The 15,834-nt window shown below is 72.2% G+C and carries 12 protein-coding genes; 6 read left to right on the forward strand and 6 right to left on the reverse strand.

The window, feature by feature from the left end:
* Window positions 1-601 precede the first annotated feature (601 nt).
* Together KUM03_RS34830 and ptsP are read left to right on the forward strand one after the other, a co-directional pair.
* Window positions 602-1,051, forward strand: coding sequence for a PTS glucose transporter subunit IIA (locus KUM03_RS34830; protein WP_073730720.1), 450 nt, complete (start codon window positions 602-604; stop codon window positions 1,049-1,051).
* Between the two features lie 77 nt (window positions 1,052-1,128).
* On the forward strand, window positions 1,129-2,799 hold the full coding sequence (gene ptsP, locus KUM03_RS34835; protein WP_217254565.1) for a phosphoenolpyruvate--protein phosphotransferase: 1,671 nt from the start codon (window positions 1,129-1,131) through the stop codon (window positions 2,797-2,799).
* A gap of 71 nt (window positions 2,800-2,870) precedes the next feature.
* On the opposite strand, the gene KUM03_RS34840 is transcribed toward ptsP, so the two are convergent.
* Together KUM03_RS34840 and KUM03_RS34845 are read right to left on the reverse strand one after the other, a co-directional pair.
* Window positions 2,871-3,761, reverse strand: a complete 891-nt coding sequence (locus KUM03_RS34840) for a hypothetical protein (RefSeq protein WP_217254566.1) — start codon at window positions 3,759-3,761, stop codon at window positions 2,871-2,873.
* Between the two features lie 121 nt (window positions 3,762-3,882).
* Window positions 3,883-5,859, reverse strand: coding sequence for an acetoacetate--CoA ligase (locus KUM03_RS34845; protein ID WP_217254567.1), 1,977 nt, complete (start codon window positions 5,857-5,859; stop codon window positions 3,883-3,885).
* Between the two features lie 212 nt (window positions 5,860-6,071).
* On the opposite strand from KUM03_RS34845, the gene KUM03_RS34850 reads away from it, so the two are divergent.
* Window positions 6,072-8,444 carry a glycoside hydrolase family 31 protein gene (locus tag KUM03_RS34850; RefSeq protein ID WP_217254568.1) on the forward strand — a complete coding sequence of 791 codons (2,373 nt, stop codon included), beginning with the start codon at window positions 6,072-6,074 and terminating at the stop codon, window positions 8,442-8,444.
* Between the two features lie 72 nt (window positions 8,445-8,516).
* On the opposite strand, the gene KUM03_RS34855 is transcribed toward KUM03_RS34850, so the two are convergent.
* Entirely contained in the window at window positions 8,517-9,053 is a 537-nt protein-coding gene (locus KUM03_RS34855; protein ID WP_217254569.1) for an NUDIX domain-containing protein, read from the reverse strand.
* 47 nt (window positions 9,054-9,100) lie between these two features.
* Window positions 9,101-9,910 carry a M15 family metallopeptidase gene (locus KUM03_RS34860; protein WP_217254570.1) on the reverse strand — a complete coding sequence of 270 codons (810 nt, stop codon included), beginning with the start codon at window positions 9,908-9,910 and terminating at the stop codon, window positions 9,101-9,103.
* Between the two features lie 149 nt (window positions 9,911-10,059).
* Between KUM03_RS34860 and KUM03_RS34865 the strand changes: the two genes are divergently transcribed.
* From KUM03_RS34865 to glpK, 3 genes are all read left to right on the forward strand, one after another.
* Window positions 10,060-11,685, forward strand: coding sequence for a GGDEF domain-containing protein (locus tag KUM03_RS34865; protein ID WP_217254571.1), 1,626 nt, complete (start codon window positions 10,060-10,062; stop codon window positions 11,683-11,685).
* A gap of 653 nt (window positions 11,686-12,338) precedes the next feature.
* Window positions 12,339-13,088: an MIP/aquaporin family protein gene (locus KUM03_RS34870; RefSeq protein WP_217254572.1), complete on the forward strand. Its 750-nt coding sequence runs from the start codon at window positions 12,339-12,341 to the stop codon at window positions 13,086-13,088.
* 49 nt (window positions 13,089-13,137) lie between these two features.
* Window positions 13,138-14,658 (forward strand): glycerol kinase GlpK, encoded by a 1,521-nt coding sequence (gene glpK, locus KUM03_RS34875; RefSeq protein WP_217254573.1) that lies wholly within the window; start codon window positions 13,138-13,140, stop codon window positions 14,656-14,658.
* 99 nt (window positions 14,659-14,757) lie between these two features.
* On the opposite strand, the gene KUM03_RS34880 is transcribed toward glpK, so the two are convergent.
* Window positions 14,758-15,363, reverse strand: coding sequence for an ATP/GTP-binding protein (locus tag KUM03_RS34880; protein WP_217254574.1), 606 nt, complete (start codon window positions 15,361-15,363; stop codon window positions 14,758-14,760).
* A 67-nt stretch (window positions 15,364-15,430) separates the two neighbouring features.
* Window positions 15,431-15,826: a DUF742 domain-containing protein gene (locus KUM03_RS34885; RefSeq protein ID WP_073730731.1), complete on the reverse strand. Its 396-nt coding sequence runs from the start codon at window positions 15,824-15,826 to the stop codon at window positions 15,431-15,433.
* Window positions 15,827-15,834: the final 8 nt, after the last annotated feature.

Genomic DNA, 15,834 nt, shown 5'->3' on the forward strand with positions numbered 1-15,834 from the left:
AGCACGCCGCCAGCGTTCGTCCTGAGCCAGGATCAAACTCTCCGTGAATGTTTACCCGTAATCGGGTGACACCACGAGAGCGGAACAGTCGGAGGAATAATCCGACCGTTCACAGCGTCCTCGCTGTGTTATTTCAAAGGAACCTCGTCCCAGCCTGATGGCTGGTAACGGGGTATCAACATATCTGGCGTTGACTTTTGGCACGCTGTTGAGTTCTCAAGGAACGGTCGCTTCCTTTGTACTCACCCTCTCGGGCTTTCCTCCGGGCGCTTCCCTTCGGTGTTTCCAACACTATCAGGCTTTCCCGGTGCTTCTGACCACCGTCCTGCGGGCATGCAGAAGGTGATCCAGCGATAGGATCTGACGAGTTGGATGCTGCCGTTGCGAGGACGCTTGCTTCGCGTCGCTCACTCCCAGGCAGGAGTAACGACTCTACACGGGGCCGCGGAACGGGTGCAAATCCGTGGCGAGTGTGGTCTAGACCTCTAATCGGAACACTCATGCGGAACCGGTACTTCCTATGACATACCCTGCTGCACAGTGCGCCGTCCGGGACAGGCAGTGACGGCCCATATACATCCCCGCCCCTGGGAGGCTTCCCATGACCACCGTCTCGTCCCCGCTCGCAGGACGTGCCATCGGACTGGCCGCCGTGCCCGATCCCGTCTTCTCCGGGGCCATGGTCGGCCCGGGTACCGCCATCGACCCCGTCCGGGAGGCCGGTGAGGCAGTGGCCCCCGTGGACGGGGTCATCGTTTCTCTGCACCCGCACGCCTTCGTCGTGGTCGACGAGAGCGGGCACGGCGTTCTCACCCACCTCGGTATCGACACCGTGCAGCTCAACGGTGAGGGCTTCGAGCTGCTGGTGAACAAGGGGGACACCGTCGTGCGCGGGCAGGGCGTGGTCCGCTGGGACCCGGCGGCCGTCGAGGCCGCGGGCAAGTCGCCGGTCTGTCCGATCGTGGCCCTCGAAGCGACCGCCGAGGCCCTCACCGAGCTGCGTGAGGACGGCGAGGTGAAGGCCGGCGAGAGTCTCTTCCTCTGGAAGTGACGTCGGCGCCGTCGCAGGACGGCTGGCAGGACAACCACCGCGGCGGCGGGACCCGCCGCATTATCGGGACGGGTGAGATGGAGACAACGCTGCGAGGCGTCGGTGTGAGCCACGGCGTGGCGATCGGCGAGGTTCGGCACATGGGGACGGCGGTGCTCGAACCGCCGGCGAAGCAGATTCCGGCCGAGGACGCCGAGCGTGAGCAGGGGCGCGCCCGCAAGGCCGTGGAGGCTGTGGCCGCCGATCTGATGGCGCGCGGCAATCTGGCGGGGGGCGAAGCCCAGGCGGTGCTCGAGGCGCAGGCCATGATGGCCCAGGACCCCGAGTTGATGGCGGACGTGGAGCGGCGGATCGCCGTCGGCAGCACGGCCGAGCGGGCGGCGTACGACGCCTTCGCCGCCTATCGCGCCCTGCTGGCCGGTGCCGGTGAGTACCTGGCGGGCCGTGTGGCGGATCTCGACGACGTGCGGAATCGTATCGTCGCGCGTCTGCTCGGAGTGCCGATGCCGGGCGTACCGGACAGCGACGAGCCCTACGTCCTCATCGCGCGCGACCTCGCGCCGGCGGACACGGCCCTGCTGGACCCGACGCTGGTGCTCGGTTTCGTCACCGAGGAGGGCGGGCCGACCAGCCACAGCGCCATTCTCGCGCGGGCGCTCGGCGTGCCCGCAGTGGTCGCGCTGCCCGGTGCCGGGGAGCTTCCCGAGGGCACGGTCGTCGCCGTGGACGGCAGCACCGGTGAGATCTTCGTGAACCCCAGTGCGGAGAAGAAGGCGCGGATGGCGGCGGAGGCGGCCGAGCGCAAGGCCGCGCTGGCCGCCTCGACGGGGCCGGGCGCGACCTCGGACGGTCACAAGGTGCCGCTGCTCGCGAACATCGGCGGCCCCGCCGACGTGCCCGCCGCGGTCGAGGCCGGTGCGGAGGGTGTGGGTCTCTTCCGTACCGAGTTCCTCTTCCTCGACGACAGCAAGAACGCGCCGTCCGAGGAGAAGCAGGTCGCCGCGTACCGCCAGGTGCTGGAAGCCTTCCCGGAGGGCCGGGTCGTCGTGCGGGTGCTGGACGCCGGCGCGGACAAGCCGCTGGACTTCCTGACGCCGGGCGACGAGCCGAACCCCGCGCTGGGTGTCCGCGGGCTGCGGACGCTGCTGGACCACCCGGAAGTGCTGCGCACGCAGCTCACCGCGCTGGCGAAGGCGGCTGAGGGCCTGCCGGTCTACCTCGAGGTCATGGCCCCTATGGTGGCGAACCGCGCCGACGCCAAGGCGTTCGCGGACGCGTGCCGCGAGGCCGGGCTGCGGGCGAAGTTCGGCGCGATGGTGGAGATCCCGTCGGCCGCGCTGCGGGCGCGCTCGGTGCTGCAGGAGGTCGAGTTCCTGTCGCTGGGGACGAACGACCTCGCGCAGTACACCTTCGCGGCCGACCGTCAGGTGGGCGCGGTGTCCCGGCTGCAGGACCCGTGGCAGCCGGCGCTGCTCGACCTGGTCGCGCTGTCCGCGGAGGCGGCGAAGGCCGAGGGCAAGAGCTGCGGTGTCTGCGGTGAGGCGGCGTCGGATCCGCTGCTGGCGTGCGTGCTGACGGGTCTGGGCGTCACCTCCCTTTCCATGGGTGCCGCGTCACTGCCGTACGTGCGGGCGACGCTGGCGAAGTTCACGCTGGCTCAGTGTGAGCGTGCGGCGGCGGCCGCCCGGGCGGCGGAGAGCGCCGAGGAGGCGCGCAGCGCCGCTCAGGCGGTGCTGTCCGGCGAGTAGGGCCGGGCGAGGCCGTCTGCGTGGCCGCGGTGCGGGGCGCTCCACCTTCGGGTGGGGCGCCCCGCGCGCGTTCAGTGGTGGTGTCCCGGTGGCATGTGGTCGTCTCCGAGGTAGGGCGGCGCGCAGTAGTCGACGTTGGATTCCGGGGAGATGAGGTCGCCGGACTCGATGTCGGTGCAGTAGGCGTCGAAGACCTCTCCGGCGGTGAGGGGTTCGAGGCCGTATCCGCGCAGGCGCCAGCCGTGGATGCGGTCGGGGCCGCCCGGGGTGCTGACGCGCATGACGAGTCCGCCGGGGCTGTGGGTGGCCAGGCCGAGGGCGAGGACGCTGGTGAATTCCAGGGCTTCGGCCTCGTCGACGTGCGGGCTGCCGTCGAGTTCGTCGTCGGCGTGGAGGACGGAGACGAGGGTCTCCGGGGAGCCGGAGACGCTGCAGACCAGGTGGCGGTTGCCCGGTGGGGCGGTCTCGAGGACGCGTAGGAGGAGCCGCGAGGCGCGGGTGAAGGCGGCTCGGCCCAGGTCCTCGCCGCAGGTCGCGCAGCTGCCGAGGCGGGCGAGGAGGGTGGCGGCGTACTCCCAGGTGGCCTGGCGGACCGCTTCGTCGACGAGAGCGGGGAGGAGGTCGGCGAGTGGCCGGCCGTCGTAGGGAACGGTGGGGCCGTCGGCCGCGAGTTCGGCGGTGAATCGGCTGCGGCTGGCCGGGGCGTCGGGGTCGAGGCCCGCCGCCGTGCAGAATTCGGCGTACTCCTCGGGGTCGAAGAGGGCGATCGTGGTGTGGGTGCCTTGTGACGCGCGTGTTTTGAGCAGGGCTTCCACCTGGTGGAGATAGGCGGCGTGGTCGTCGAAGGTGAAACTTCGGTAGCGCCGCATGGCGCGGAAGTCGTGCTCGTCGGTGAGCAGTCCGATGGTGCCGGCGATTTCCCGGCGCAGGACGCGTCGCGTGGTCTGGTCGGTGTGCGCCATCTTTCCCCCTGTGCGCAGTCGATCAATGCTCACTCACAGTAACCGGCGGCACTGACAACGGCGTCGGGGCAGGCGTCGCGAGCCGGCCGCCGGATGTGTGGCCGGCTCGCGAAGTGCCTGGTCAGGTGCGTTTGCGGGCGAGTTCCTCGTAGAAGTGGAGCAGGTCGAGGTTGTCGATGGAGCCGGGGTTGACCGCCTTGTCCAGCGGAGTGCCCTGGAGGAGGCGCTTGACCGGAACCTCGATGCGCTTGCCGGTCAGGGTGTGCGGGATGCCGGGTACCTCGATGACTTCGTCGGGTACGTGACGCGGGGAGAGCTGTTCGCGGATGGTCTGCTTGATGCGGGTCAGCAGGGCCTCGTCGAGGGCGGCGCCGGGGGCGAGGTGCACGAACAGGGGCATCCAGTAGCCGCCGTCGGGCTGTTCGACGCCGATGACGAGGGATTCCCTGATCTCGGGCAGCCGCTCGACGGCTTCGTAGATGTCGGCCGAGCCCATGCGGACGCCCTGCCGGTTCAGGGTGGAGTCGGAGCGGCCGTGGATGACGACCGATCCCCGTGAGGTGACGGTGATCCAGTCCCCGTGCCGCCACACGCCGGGGTAGGTGTCGAAGTAGCTGTCGCGGTAGCGGCTGCCGTCGGGGTCGTTCCAGAAGCGGAGCGGCATCGAGGGCATGGGGTTGGTGACGACGAGCTCGCCGACCTCGTCGGTCAGGGGTTTGCCGCTGGGGTCCCAGGACTGGAGGTCGGTTCCGAGGCCGGGAGCCTGGAGTTCGCCGATGTACACGGGGAGGGTGGGGACGGCGCCCGCGAAGCAGGAGCAGACGTCGGTGCCGCCGCTGACGGAGGCGATCCACAGGTCGGCGCCGCTCGCGGCGAACTCGTCGTGCAGCCAGCGGAAGCCGTCGGGCGGGAGCGGGGAGCCGGTGGTGGCGACGCACTGGACCTTGGAGAGGTCGTGGTCGCGGGCGGGGTGGACGCCGGCCTTGCGGCAGGCCATGACGTAGGCGGCGGAGGTGCCGAAGAGGGTGGCGCCGGTGCGTTCGGCGATGCGCCACTGGGCGCCGGTGTCCGGGAAGCCGGGGCTGCCGTCGTAGAGGACGATCGTGGTGCCGGTGAGGAGGCCGGAGACGAGGAAGTTCCACATCATCCAGCCGGTCGAGGTGTACCAGAAGAAGCGGTCCTCGGGGCCGAGGTCGCAGTGCAGGCCGAGCTGTTTGAGGTGCTCGACGAGGATGCCGCCCTGGGACTGGACGATGGCCTTGGGCAGGCCGGTGGTGCCGGAGGAGTAGAGCACCCACAGGGGGTGGTCGAAGGGCAGCTGCTCGAAGACGGGTTCCGTGTCCGCGGCCGTCAGCGCTTCCCACTCCAGCGCGCCCTCGGGGGCCTCGCTGCCGAGGAGAGGGATGTGGACCACCGCGCGGAGGGTGGGCAGTTCGCGGCGGAGTTCGGCGACCGTTTCGCGGCGGTCGTGTTCCTTGCCGCCGTAGCGGTAGCCGTCGACGGTGAACAGGACGACGGGCTCGACCTGCTGGAAGCGGTCCAGGACGCTGCGGGCGCCGAAGTCGGGGGCGCAGGAGGTCCAGACCCCGCCCACTGCGGCGGTTGCGAGAAGGGCGACCACGGCCTGGGGGATGTTCGGGAGGTACCCGCTGACGCGGTCGCCCGGGCGGACGCCCAGGGCGCGCAGTTCGGCGGCGAGCGAGCCGACCTGGCGGCGCAGTTCGGCCCAGGTGACGGGGCTGGGTTCGTGGGTCTCGTCGACGTACAGGAGGGCCGGTTCGTCCGCGCGGGTGGCGACCGCGCGCAGGGCGTGCTCGGCGTAGTTGAGCGTGGCGCCGGGGAACCACTGGGCGCCGGGCATGGAGCGGTCGCCCAGTACGCGCGCGTAGGGGGTCGTGAAGCGTACGTCGAACCAGTCCGTGACCGCTTGCCAGAAGGTGTCGGGCTCGTCGACGGACCAGCGGTGCAGGGCCGCGTAGCCGCCTTCGGCGGGCGCGCCGTGGTGTTCGGCTGCCCAGGCCTGGAAGGCGGTGATCCGGGCTCGCGCGATGCGTTGCGGATCCGGCTGCCAGAGCGGCTGGGGGTTCACGGTCGACATGGGCGGCTCCCGGACTGTGCGCGTCGTGTGCGTCCTCCGCGCACGGGCTGGGGTGTGCGCGTGACGCGGCTGACAGGGACGATGCCATGTGATCGACTTCCGCACCAGGGCGCGCCCCACATAGTCGGCGACATGAAGATGTGGTGGCGTCACGGGTGAACGGCAGTTGAACGCGTCCCGCGCGGGTGCCGGTCGGTGGCAGGGTGAGCAGCATGGACGGTCGTGACCTGGTGCGTTCGATGAAAGCGGTCGGTTCTGCGGGGGCTGTGCAGGGGTTGCGTACCGTGCGGGCGGCGTGGCGCAGGCGGCGGGCGGATGCCGCGGGGCTCCCGCCGCGGGGTGCGGAGCGCGCCCGGGTGCCGGGGCTGATGCGGGAGGTCGAGCCCGGGCCCGGGGGTGGGGCGGTCCGGTTCGCCCGCTCGGAGCTGCGCATTCTCGTCGCCGTGAACGGGGCGGTGTTCTGGGGGTGGGACGGGGCCGGGCCGGAGCCGTCGTACGCGTTGGCGGGCCGTTGCCCGGAACCGGACCCGCGGGCGGTGCTGGAGCCGGACAAGGGCGGCGGCTGGCGGGTGGTGGCCGAGCGGGCGACGGTGGCCGTCTCCCGGCACGGGGCGATCGAGGTGCGTACGCCCGGGGGTGTGGTGGTGCGCCGGGAGGCGCCGCCGCGCTGGTGGGAGCCGGTCGGCGGTGGTCCGGCGCGCTGGACGCTGCGGTCGGAGGTGGCGGCGGACGCCCGTTTCTTCGGGCTGGGCGGGCGGTCCGGCGGTCCCCGGCTGCGGGAGGGCACGTACCGGTTGTGGAACGGCACCCGGGAGTCGGGCTTCGCGCCGGGTGAGGACCGGTCGTCGGTCGCGATGCCGGTGCAGCTGGTGGTGGCGGACGCGGGGACGCACCTGGTGTTCCACGACAGTTCGTGGGACGGCACGGTGGCGTTGCGGGAGGGCGAGGAGGGGGCGGGGTCGGGTCACGACCGGCCGGGGCGGAGTGTGTTGCGGATGGAGGGGGGTCCGTTGCGGTGCTGGGTGGCGGTGGGCACTCCCGCGCGGGTGCTGCTCGCCTGGGCCGCGCTCACCGGGGCGCCCGCGCTGCCGCCCGCGTGGGCGCTCGGTCACCAGCACGCGCGGTCGGGTGCCGGTGACGAGCAGGAGGTGCGGCGGGTCGTCGCCGGTTTCCAGGAGCGCGACCTGCCGTTGGACGCCGTGCACCTGGGCGCCGGGCATCTTGACGGCCGGCAGGTGTTCACCGTGGACGAGGGACGGTTCCCCAAGCTGCCCGTCCTCGCGGAGGAGCTGCGCCGGGACGGTGTCCGGCTGGTGTCGGTCGTCGATCCGGCGGTCCCGGCCGTGCCCGGCAACGCGGTGTACGACGGCGGGACGCAGGAGGACGTGTTCGTGCGGGACGCCTCCGGGCCTCCCGTGCGCGGGGTGGCGCGGCCCGGGGAGGTCGTCTTTCCCGACTTCACGCGCGCGCGGGTGCGCGAGTGGTGGGGCGGGTGGTACGAGGAGCGGCTCGGGCGGGGTTTCGCCGGGTTCTGGCACGACCTGGACGAGCCCACGTCGTTCGCCGCGTTCGGGGAGCCGACGTTGCCGCTTTCGGCGCGGCACTCGCTGGAGGGCCGGGGCGGCGACCACCGGGAGGCCCACAACGTGTACGCGTTGTGCATGGCCCGCGCCGGGTTCGAGGGGTTGCGGGCTCTGACGCCCGGGGAGCGGCCGTTCGTCCTGTCCCGTTCCGGGTGGGCCGGCATGCAGCGGTACGGCGGTGTGTGGGCCGGGGGCGCGGGTGCGGGCTGGTCCGGACTGCGGGCCTCGCTGGCGGTGGTGACGGGGCTCGGGCTGTGCGGGGTGCCGTACGCGGGGCCGGATGCGGGCGGCGGTGGGAGTGAGTCGCCGGAGTTGTATCTGCGGTGGCTGCAGCTGGCGGCTCATCTGCCGTTGTTCCGTACGCGGGGCCGGTCGGCGGGCGGTGGTGAGCCGTGGGGGTTCGGTGCCGAGGTACTGGAGCACGCGCGCGTGGTGCTCGACGGACGGCGGCGGCTGCTGCCGTACTTCGTGACGCTGGCGCACCTGGCCCGGCGAACGGGCGCTCCCTATGTGCGTCCCCTGTGGTGGTCGACGCCGGAGGAGCGGGCCCTGCGGGACTGCGAGGACGCCTTCCTGCTGGGCGACTGTCTGCTGGTCGCGCCGGTACTGGACCCGGGGGCGGAACGCCGGGCGGTGCGGCTGCCCCGGGGGCGCTGGTACGACACGGCGACGGAGCGGGCGTACGAGGGGCCCGCGCAGGTGCTCGTCGACGCTCCCGTGGCGCGGATTCCGGTGTTCGCCCGCGCAGGTGCCGTGATTCCGGTGCGCGGGGAGGACGGTGGGACGGTGCTGGAGGTGTGGGCTCCCGCGCGGGGGCGGACCGGTGGCGGACTGGTCGTGCCGGACGCGGGCGACGGCTGGGAGGAACCGGAGATCGAGCGGTACGGCTCGCGTTGGGAGGGTCGGCGGGTGGTGGTGGAGCGGGAGGGCGAGGACGGCGTGTGCGAGCCGTCCCGCCCGGTCCGCGTCCGCGGGCTCGCGGAGTGCTCGGCCCCCAGGTAGCAGCGAGCCGGATGTTGCGGCACCCCAGATGTAGCGGCAGCCAGATGTAGCGGCACCTAGCTGTAGCGGCAGCTAGATGTAGCGGCCCTCGAACCAGGCCCGTACGGCCCGGGTGTGGAGCGGGAAGGCGAGCTCTTCCGCCCTGCGCAGCAGGTGCCAGCCCTCGGTCTCGTTCGTGGCGGCGGAGGGCGGGAGGCTCTCGGCCGGCCGTTCCGGCAGGAGTCCGAAGAGCAGCAGGTGGCCGTCGGGCGAGCTCATGGCGTCGATCAGGCGTACGTCGCGGCTCGCGACGTCGATGCCCGTCTCCTCCTTGAGTTCGCGGACGACGGCCTGCCGCCAGTCCTCCCGGTCGTCGATGTAGCCGCCGGGCAGTGCGACGCCCCCGCGCGCGGGGGACACGGTTCGGGTGATGACGACCAGGGCGGTGCCCTGGGTGTCGTACACGGGCTGGAGGGCGACCGCGACCGGCAGCGGGTTGCGGTAGGCCACGGTGCCGCACGCCGGGCAGGTGCGGGGCCAGCCGGAGACGCCCTCTCCGTAGGGCGATCCGCAGCTCGAACAGTGCGAGGCGGGCGCGGAGTTGGGAACGGAGGATTGAGTTTCGGACACGCGGCGGACTGTATCCGATGGCTCGGCGGGCGGCTCCGGCAGGCGGCTCAGCGGCGGCCGGCGAGGGACTTGGCGGAGACCGGGAAGTCGAAGTAGGTGTCCGTGTACGGCTCGGGCTTGTACGTGAAGTGCCACCACTCTTCGGGGAGGTTCACCAGGCCGACGTCCTCCAGCGTGTTCTTGAGCAGCAGCCGGTTGGCGCGCTGGGCGCCCTGGATGCGGGGGTCGAGGGTGTGGGAGCGGGTGTCGAAGCAGTCGTAACCGGTGCCCATGTCGACGGAGTTGTCGGGGAAGCGCTCCTCCTGGGGAGCGAAGCAGGGCACCAGGGGCTGTCCGGGGTGGTAGGGCCTGGTCGGCTCGGCCGGGAGCTTGACGAGGGTGAGGTCGACGGTCGAGCCGCGGCTGTGGCCGGACTTCTCGGCGATGTAGCCGTCGGCGAACAGGCGGGTCTTGTCGACCTCCGGGTAGAACTCGGCCTTCATCCGCTGGTCGTCGAGGTCCTCGGCCCAGCGGACGAAGTGGTCGACGGCGCGCTGCGGCCGGTAGCAGTCGTACACCTTGAGGGAGTAGCCCTGGCGCAGCAGGCGGGTCTGGGCCCGGTGCAGGGCTTCGGCGGCGGGGCGGGTGAGGATGCACAGGCGCTGTCGGTAGCCGTCGATCGGTTCGCCGACGAAGTTGTGCCGGGTGACGTAGCGCATCTCCTGGATGATCGTGGGGTCGACGCTTCTCAGGGACACGAAGTCCTCGGGAGCCCTGGGTTCGGTCTTCGCCTGGGCGGTGGCGGGGGCGGCGGTCACGGCGACCAGGGCGGCGAGGGCGGTGACCAGTCCACGGAACGCGGTGGGGATACGTGTCATGTTCCCTGCATCTATCAGGCGGGAGCGGTGCGGGGGAAGTGGGCGGACCGGCGGCACGCCCCGCGTACGCTCCGTGAGCGATTCGGAATCATGCGTGAACGTCTCATGAACTGGGCCCGGTCGGGCGCCGGGGACGCCATCCTGCTCCCGTGCGCTCCTGGACGGACAGTCTCCGCTTCGCCTTCCAACCGGTGGTCAACCTGATGACCGGCGGGGTCGCGGCGCTGGAGATACTCGCCCGCCCGGAGAGCGGCGACATCCTGGCCGAGGCCCGCCGCGACCCCGGACTCGACGGCCGGCTGGCGGTGTCCGCGTTCCGCGCGGCGGTGCGCAAGGAGACCTTGCTGCCCCTGCACGTCAACGTGTTCGCGGGCACGCTGGCCGACCTCGGTGGTCTCCAGCCCCTGTACGACGCCGTGCGCGAGGCGGGGCGGATGCCCTGGGAGGTCACGCTGGACGTCTGCCCGCCGTACGCGCACGTGCCGCGGCGGGCGCTGCTGGAGGCGGTGTCCACGGTGCGGGGCCAGGGATTCCGGATCTGTGCGGACGGGGTCGGTGACGGCGACGCGCCGCTGCGGCTGCTGGCGGACCTGGCGCCGGAGCTGGTGAAGCTCGACGCCTCTTTGCTGACGCGGCCCGCTGCGGTGCGGGCGATGCGGGTGCTCTGCGACGGGCTGGGGGCGCTGCTGTCCGTCGAGGGCGTGGAGACGGAGGCGCAGTGCGCCGCCGCGCGGTCGGCCGGCGCGCAGTGGGCGCAGGGGGAACTGTTCGCGCCGCCCGCGCGGCTGCCGACGGCGGACGTGTACGTCCCGCCCGGCTCCCCCGGCGTCCCGCCGGCCCGGCGTTCGGGCCCGTCGGTGCGGCAGTTCGTGCGGCCGGCCGCGCTGCTGCCCGCGACGGCGTCGGCGGGGCAGGTACGGGCGCTGCTGACCGGGTCGCCGGACGTGTCCGGGGTGCTGCTCGTGGACCGGAACGGGGTTCCGGTGCGGTCGGTGCACCGGTCCCGTTTCCTCCTGTCGATGTCGGGGCGCTACGGGCACGCCCTGTACGCCGACCGGCCCGCGGCCAAGCTCGGCGACGTGCCGCGGACGGTGGGCGTCGACGCGACGGCCTGGGAGGTGCTGGACGTCGTGGCGGTCGGCGGCCGGGGCCGTACGTCGGGCGACGTCGCCGTGGTCGACGCGAACGGACGGTGTGTGGGCGTCGTACGGCTCGCGGATCTCGTACGGGCGCTGGCCGAGAGCCGGGTGGAGGAGGCGGCCGGGCTGAATCCGCTGACCCGGCTGCCCGGCTCGGACGCGATCACGGGTGAGGTGGACCGGCGGATCGCGGACGGGCGGGCTTTCGCGCTGAGCTGGCTCGACGTGGACCACTTCAAGCAGGTGAACGACCGGGCCGGGTTCGCGGCGGGCGACGAGCTGATCCGGGCGGTCGGCAGGGCGCTGCTGCGGTCGGCGTCGGGGTCCACCCACGTGGGGCACATCGGTGGCGACGACTTCCTGGTGCTCACCGATCCGGAGGAACTGGATCCGCTGGCCGCCTCCGTGCTGGACGTGCCGTGGTCGGCCGGCGGGAGGTCCGTGACGCTGTCCCTGGCGACGGTCCTGTGTCGGCCCGGGAGCGTGCCGGACCACCGGCAGGCGGCGGCCTGTCTGGCCCCGCTGAAGGAGGCCGCGAAGGCTCTGGGCGGGGCGAGCTGGGTGCTGGGCCGGGCGGGAGTGCCGGGGCACGAGGTCCGGCGCGGGGCGAACCGGGCGGCGGCGCAGACGGGCTGACGGAGAGCTTCCCCGGGCGGGCCCGCCCGGGGACCGGCCCCGGGAGCTGCCGCGCAGACCCGCTCACGGGCGATTTCCCCGCGGGCGGGCATCCACGCGGGACAGCCCCGGGGCAGCGGGCAGACCGGCTGAGGGGCCGCTTGCCCTCCGACGGGAGTTGGCCTCAAGCACCCCCAGAACAGCGCCCCGGACCCGCTCCCGGACATCCCCGCCACCGGGAATCCCGCCCACGACACCCCCCGGAGGGCACCGACGCAGACCGGCTGAGAGGCGGCTTACCCTCCGACGGGAGTTGACCTGGAACACCCCCCGAGGGCAGCGACACAGACCGGCCGAGGGGCGGCGCGCCCTCCGGCGGGCGTTGTCGCGGGACGGCCGTGGTGCGGCTCACGAACCGTTGTGGTCGGCCACCTTGACGCTCCGCGGGTGCCGGTGAACACTTCCGGTGTCAGTCGACATCGCCGTACATCTCGGCGTATTCCGGCACTGCGTCGCGCGCGTCCTCCTGTGCTTCGAGGTCCACTCCCCCACGGCCGGTTCGGCTGCTACGGCACGCTCGTCACTCACGCCCCCTCGGGGCAGGACGCCATGGGAAGCGCACCCGCACGTGCGGACCGGGACCGGTCGTCCCGGGCCGGGGCCTAGGAGCCGTCATGAGCAACGGAGACATCTTCGTCGGCGAGATCATCGGCACGGCGATCCTCATCCTCTTCGGCGCGGGTGTCTGCGCCGCCGTGACCCTCAGGTACAGCAAGGCCCGGGCGGCGGGGTGGGTGGTGATCGCGTTCGGCTGGGGGTTCGGCGTGCTGGCCGGCGCGTACACCGCGGCCCCGCTCTCGGGCGGACACCTCAACCCGGCCGTCACGCTCGGGATCGCCGTCGACACCGGTGAGTGGGGCAAGGTCTGGGTGTACGTGCTGGGACAGTTCGTCGGCGCGATGCTGGGCGCCGTGCTGTGCTACCTCACGTACTTCGCCCAGTTCCAGGCCAACGTGCGCAAGACCGGCACCACCGAGGGGACGGCGGACGAACCGGTGCCGACGCTCGGCATCTTCTCGACCGTCCCGGAGATCCGGAACCCCGTCGCGAACCTGATGACGGAGATCATCGCGACCGTGGGGCTCGTCCTGCCGATCCTCGCCTTCGGGCTGACGGAGGGGCTCGGCGAGTCCGGGACGCTGGTGCTGATCGTCGCCCTGCTCGTCGTCGGCATCGGTCTCTCCCTCGGCGGGCCGACCGGCTACGCCATCAACCCGACGCGCGACCTCGGCCCGCGCATCGTGCACACGTTCCTGCCGATCCCGAACAAGGGCACTTCCGACTGGAGTTACGCGTGGATCCCGGTGGCAGGCCCGCTGATCGGCGGAGCGCTCGCCGGACTGATCTACAACGCGGCCTTCTGACCGGCCGCCGCAGCACTCCTCCACCACCGGCCAAGCCCAAGGGGTAGCCATGACGGACCACTCCGCCAAGTACGTCGCCGCAATCGACCAGGGCACCACCTCGAGCCGCTGCATCGTCTTCGACCGGGACGGCGCGATCGTCGCCGTGGACCAGCGCGAGCACCGTCAGATCTTCCCCAAGCCCGGCTGGGTGGAGCACGACGCCACCGAGATCTGGTCCAAGGTGCAGGCGGTGGTCGCGGGAGCGCTCGCCAAGGCCGGACTGCGCGCCGACCAGCTCAGCGCGCTGGGCATCACCAACCAGCGCGAGACCACCGTGCTGTGGGACCGCGCGACCGGCAAGCCCGTGCACAACGCCATCGTGTGGCAGGACACGCGCACCTCCGGGCTGTGCCGCCAATTGGGCGGCACGGACGGGCAGGACCGTTTCCGCGAGCAGACCGGGCTGCCGCTGGCGAGCTACTTCTCCGGGCCGAAGGCGGCCTGGCTGCTCGACAACGTGCCCGGGCTCAGGGCCCGCGCCGAGCGGGGCGAGATCGCCTTCGGCACCATCGACTCCTGGCTGATCTGGAACCTCACCGGCGGCACCGACGGCGGCCGGCACGTCACCGATGTGACCAACGCCGGGCGCACCATGCTGATGAACCTCCGGACCCTGGAGTGGGACCCGTCCATCCTGTCGGCCATGAACATCCCCGAGGCCGTGCTCCCGGAGATCAGGTCCTCCGCCGAGGTGTACGGCACGGCCGTCGGGCAGCTCGCCGGCGTCCCCGTGGCCTCCGCCCTGGGCGACCAGCAGGCGGCCGTGTTCGGCCAGGCCTGCTACGACGTGGGCACGGCGAAGAACACCTACGGCACGGGCAGCTTCCTGCTGCTCAACACCGGTGAGCGGCCGGTGCCGTCGAAGAGCGGGCTGCTGACCACGATGGGCTACAAGATCGGCGACGAGCCGCCCGTCTACTGCCTGGAGGGGTCGATCGCCGTCACGGGGGCCCTGGTGCAGTGGTTCCGCGACCAGCTGGGCATCATCCGCAGCGCCGACGAGATCGAGCCGCTGGCGGCGAGCGTGGCGGACAACGGCGGCGCGTACATCGTGCCCGCCTTCTCCGGCCTGTTCGCCCCCTACTGGCGCTCGGACGCGCGCGGGGTCGTCACCGGGCTCACCCGGTACGTCACCAAGGCGCACCTCGCGCGAGCGGTGCTGGAGGCCACGAGCTGGCAGACGCGCGAGGTCGTGGACGCCATGTACCAGGACTCCGGGGTGCGCATCACGACCCTGAAGGTCGACGGCGGCATGACGGGGAACGGTCTGCTGATGCAGCACCAGGCGGACGTCCTGGGCGTGCCGGTGATCCGGCCCCGGGTCTCCGAGACGACCTGCCTGGGCGCCGCGTACGCGGCCGGGCTGGCCACCGGTGTGTGGAACGGCCTCGACGAGCTCAAGGCGCACTGGCGCCCGGACGCCGAGTGGACGCCCGCCATGGAGGCGTCGGTGCGGGACCGGGAGTACCGGAACTGGCGCAAGGCGGTGGAGAAGAGCTTCGGTTGGCTGGAGGACGGCGACGGCTAGCCCGCGGGCGGACGACGGCCGGTCGGCGGGCGGACTCGGGCACGCGCGCGTGCGGCACGTTTTCCGTGCCCCGGGCGCATCGTCCGCCCCCGGAGGCCGTCAGGTCGCGACGGCCCGGCGGCGGTCCGCGGCCTGGGCCATGGCGTGCTGGACCACTCCGATGAGGACCTCCTTGACCGACTCCCGGTCGCGTGCGTCGCACATCACCAGTGGCACGTCCGCGTCGAGGTCCAGGGCCTGGCGGACGGTCTCGACCGGGTAACGGGCCGACCCCTCGAAGCAGTTGACGCCGACCAGGAACGGGATGGAGCGGCGTTCGAAGTAGTCGACGGCGGCGAAGCAGTCCTCCAGGCGGCGGGTGTCGGCCAGGACGACGGCGCCGAGCGCGCCCTCGGAGAGCTCGTCCCACATGAACCAGAACCGCTCCTGGCCGGGCGTGCCGAAGAGGTACAGGACCAGGTCCTCGCGCAGGGTGATCCGGCCGAAGTCCATGGCCACGGTGGTGGTGTGCTTGGCCTCCACCCCGCTGACGTCGTCGACGGGCCGCCCGGCCTCGGTGAGCAGTTCCTCTGTGCGCAGCGGCCGGATCTCGCTGACCGCGCCGACGAGGGTGGTCTTGCCGACGCCGAAGCCGCCGGCCACCAGGATCTTGAGCGTGACGGGCTCGACCGGCGGCTTGCCGCGCTGAGAACGCCCGAAGATCATCGATCTCTTCTCCTTAACGTGCCGCTTGCCGTGTCCCCGGGCCGGTTCGCGGCGCTCCCATGCCGGTTCACAGTGCCCTCAGTCCGTTGATCACGTCGCGCAGGATGCCCTCGTCCGGCAGTTCGGCCGGGGGCACGGGCCGGTTCACGTGGACCAGTTCGCTGTCCACGAGGTCACCGACCAGAACCCGTACGACCCCGACGGGCAGGTCCAGTTCGGCGGCGAGTTCGGCGACCGACAGGGGCGTGTGCCGGCACAGTCCGACGATGTCCACGTGCTCCGGGGCGAGCGTGACGTCCGCCTCCGGGTCGTCCGCGTGGGGTTCCGTGACGACCACCGCGATCAGGTCGAGGCGGTGCTGGCCCGCACTGGAGGTGCGGCCGCGCGTCATGGCGTACGGACGGACGACGGGGCCGGCCTCGTCGTCGAACCAGTGGTTGCTTCCCTGACCGTCTGCGCTCATGTCATCCT

Source organism: Streptomyces sp. AC602_WCS936 (assembly GCF_019049125.1).
In the GTDB taxonomy this organism is placed as follows: domain Bacteria; phylum Actinomycetota; class Actinomycetes; order Streptomycetales; family Streptomycetaceae; genus Streptomyces.

Coding starts and splice junctions, on each gene's coding strand:
- KUM03_RS34830 (WP_073730720.1), top strand. CDS start 602: ATGACCACCGTCTCGTCCCCGCTCGCAGGACGTGCCATCGGACTGGCC.
- ptsP (WP_217254565.1), top strand. CDS start 1,129: ATGGAGACAACGCTGCGAGGCGTCGGTGTGAGCCACGGCGTGGCGATC.
- KUM03_RS34840 (WP_217254566.1), bottom strand. CDS start 3,761: ATGGCGCACACCGACCAGACCACGCGACGCGTCCTGCGCCGGGAAATC.
- KUM03_RS34845 (WP_217254567.1), bottom strand. CDS start 5,859: ATGTCGACCGTGAACCCCCAGCCGCTCTGGCAGCCGGATCCGCAACGC.
- KUM03_RS34850 (WP_217254568.1), top strand. CDS start 6,072: ATGGACGGTCGTGACCTGGTGCGTTCGATGAAAGCGGTCGGTTCTGCG.
- KUM03_RS34860 (WP_217254570.1), bottom strand. CDS start 9,910: ATGACACGTATCCCCACCGCGTTCCGTGGACTGGTCACCGCCCTCGCC.
- KUM03_RS34870 (WP_217254572.1), top strand. CDS start 12,339: ATGAGCAACGGAGACATCTTCGTCGGCGAGATCATCGGCACGGCGATC.
- glpK (WP_217254573.1), top strand. CDS start 13,138: ATGACGGACCACTCCGCCAAGTACGTCGCCGCAATCGACCAGGGCACC.
- KUM03_RS34880 (WP_217254574.1), bottom strand. CDS start 15,363: ATGATCTTCGGGCGTTCTCAGCGCGGCAAGCCGCCGGTCGAGCCCGTC.
- KUM03_RS34885 (WP_073730731.1), bottom strand. CDS start 15,826: ATGAGCGCAGACGGTCAGGGAAGCAACCACTGGTTCGACGACGAGGCC.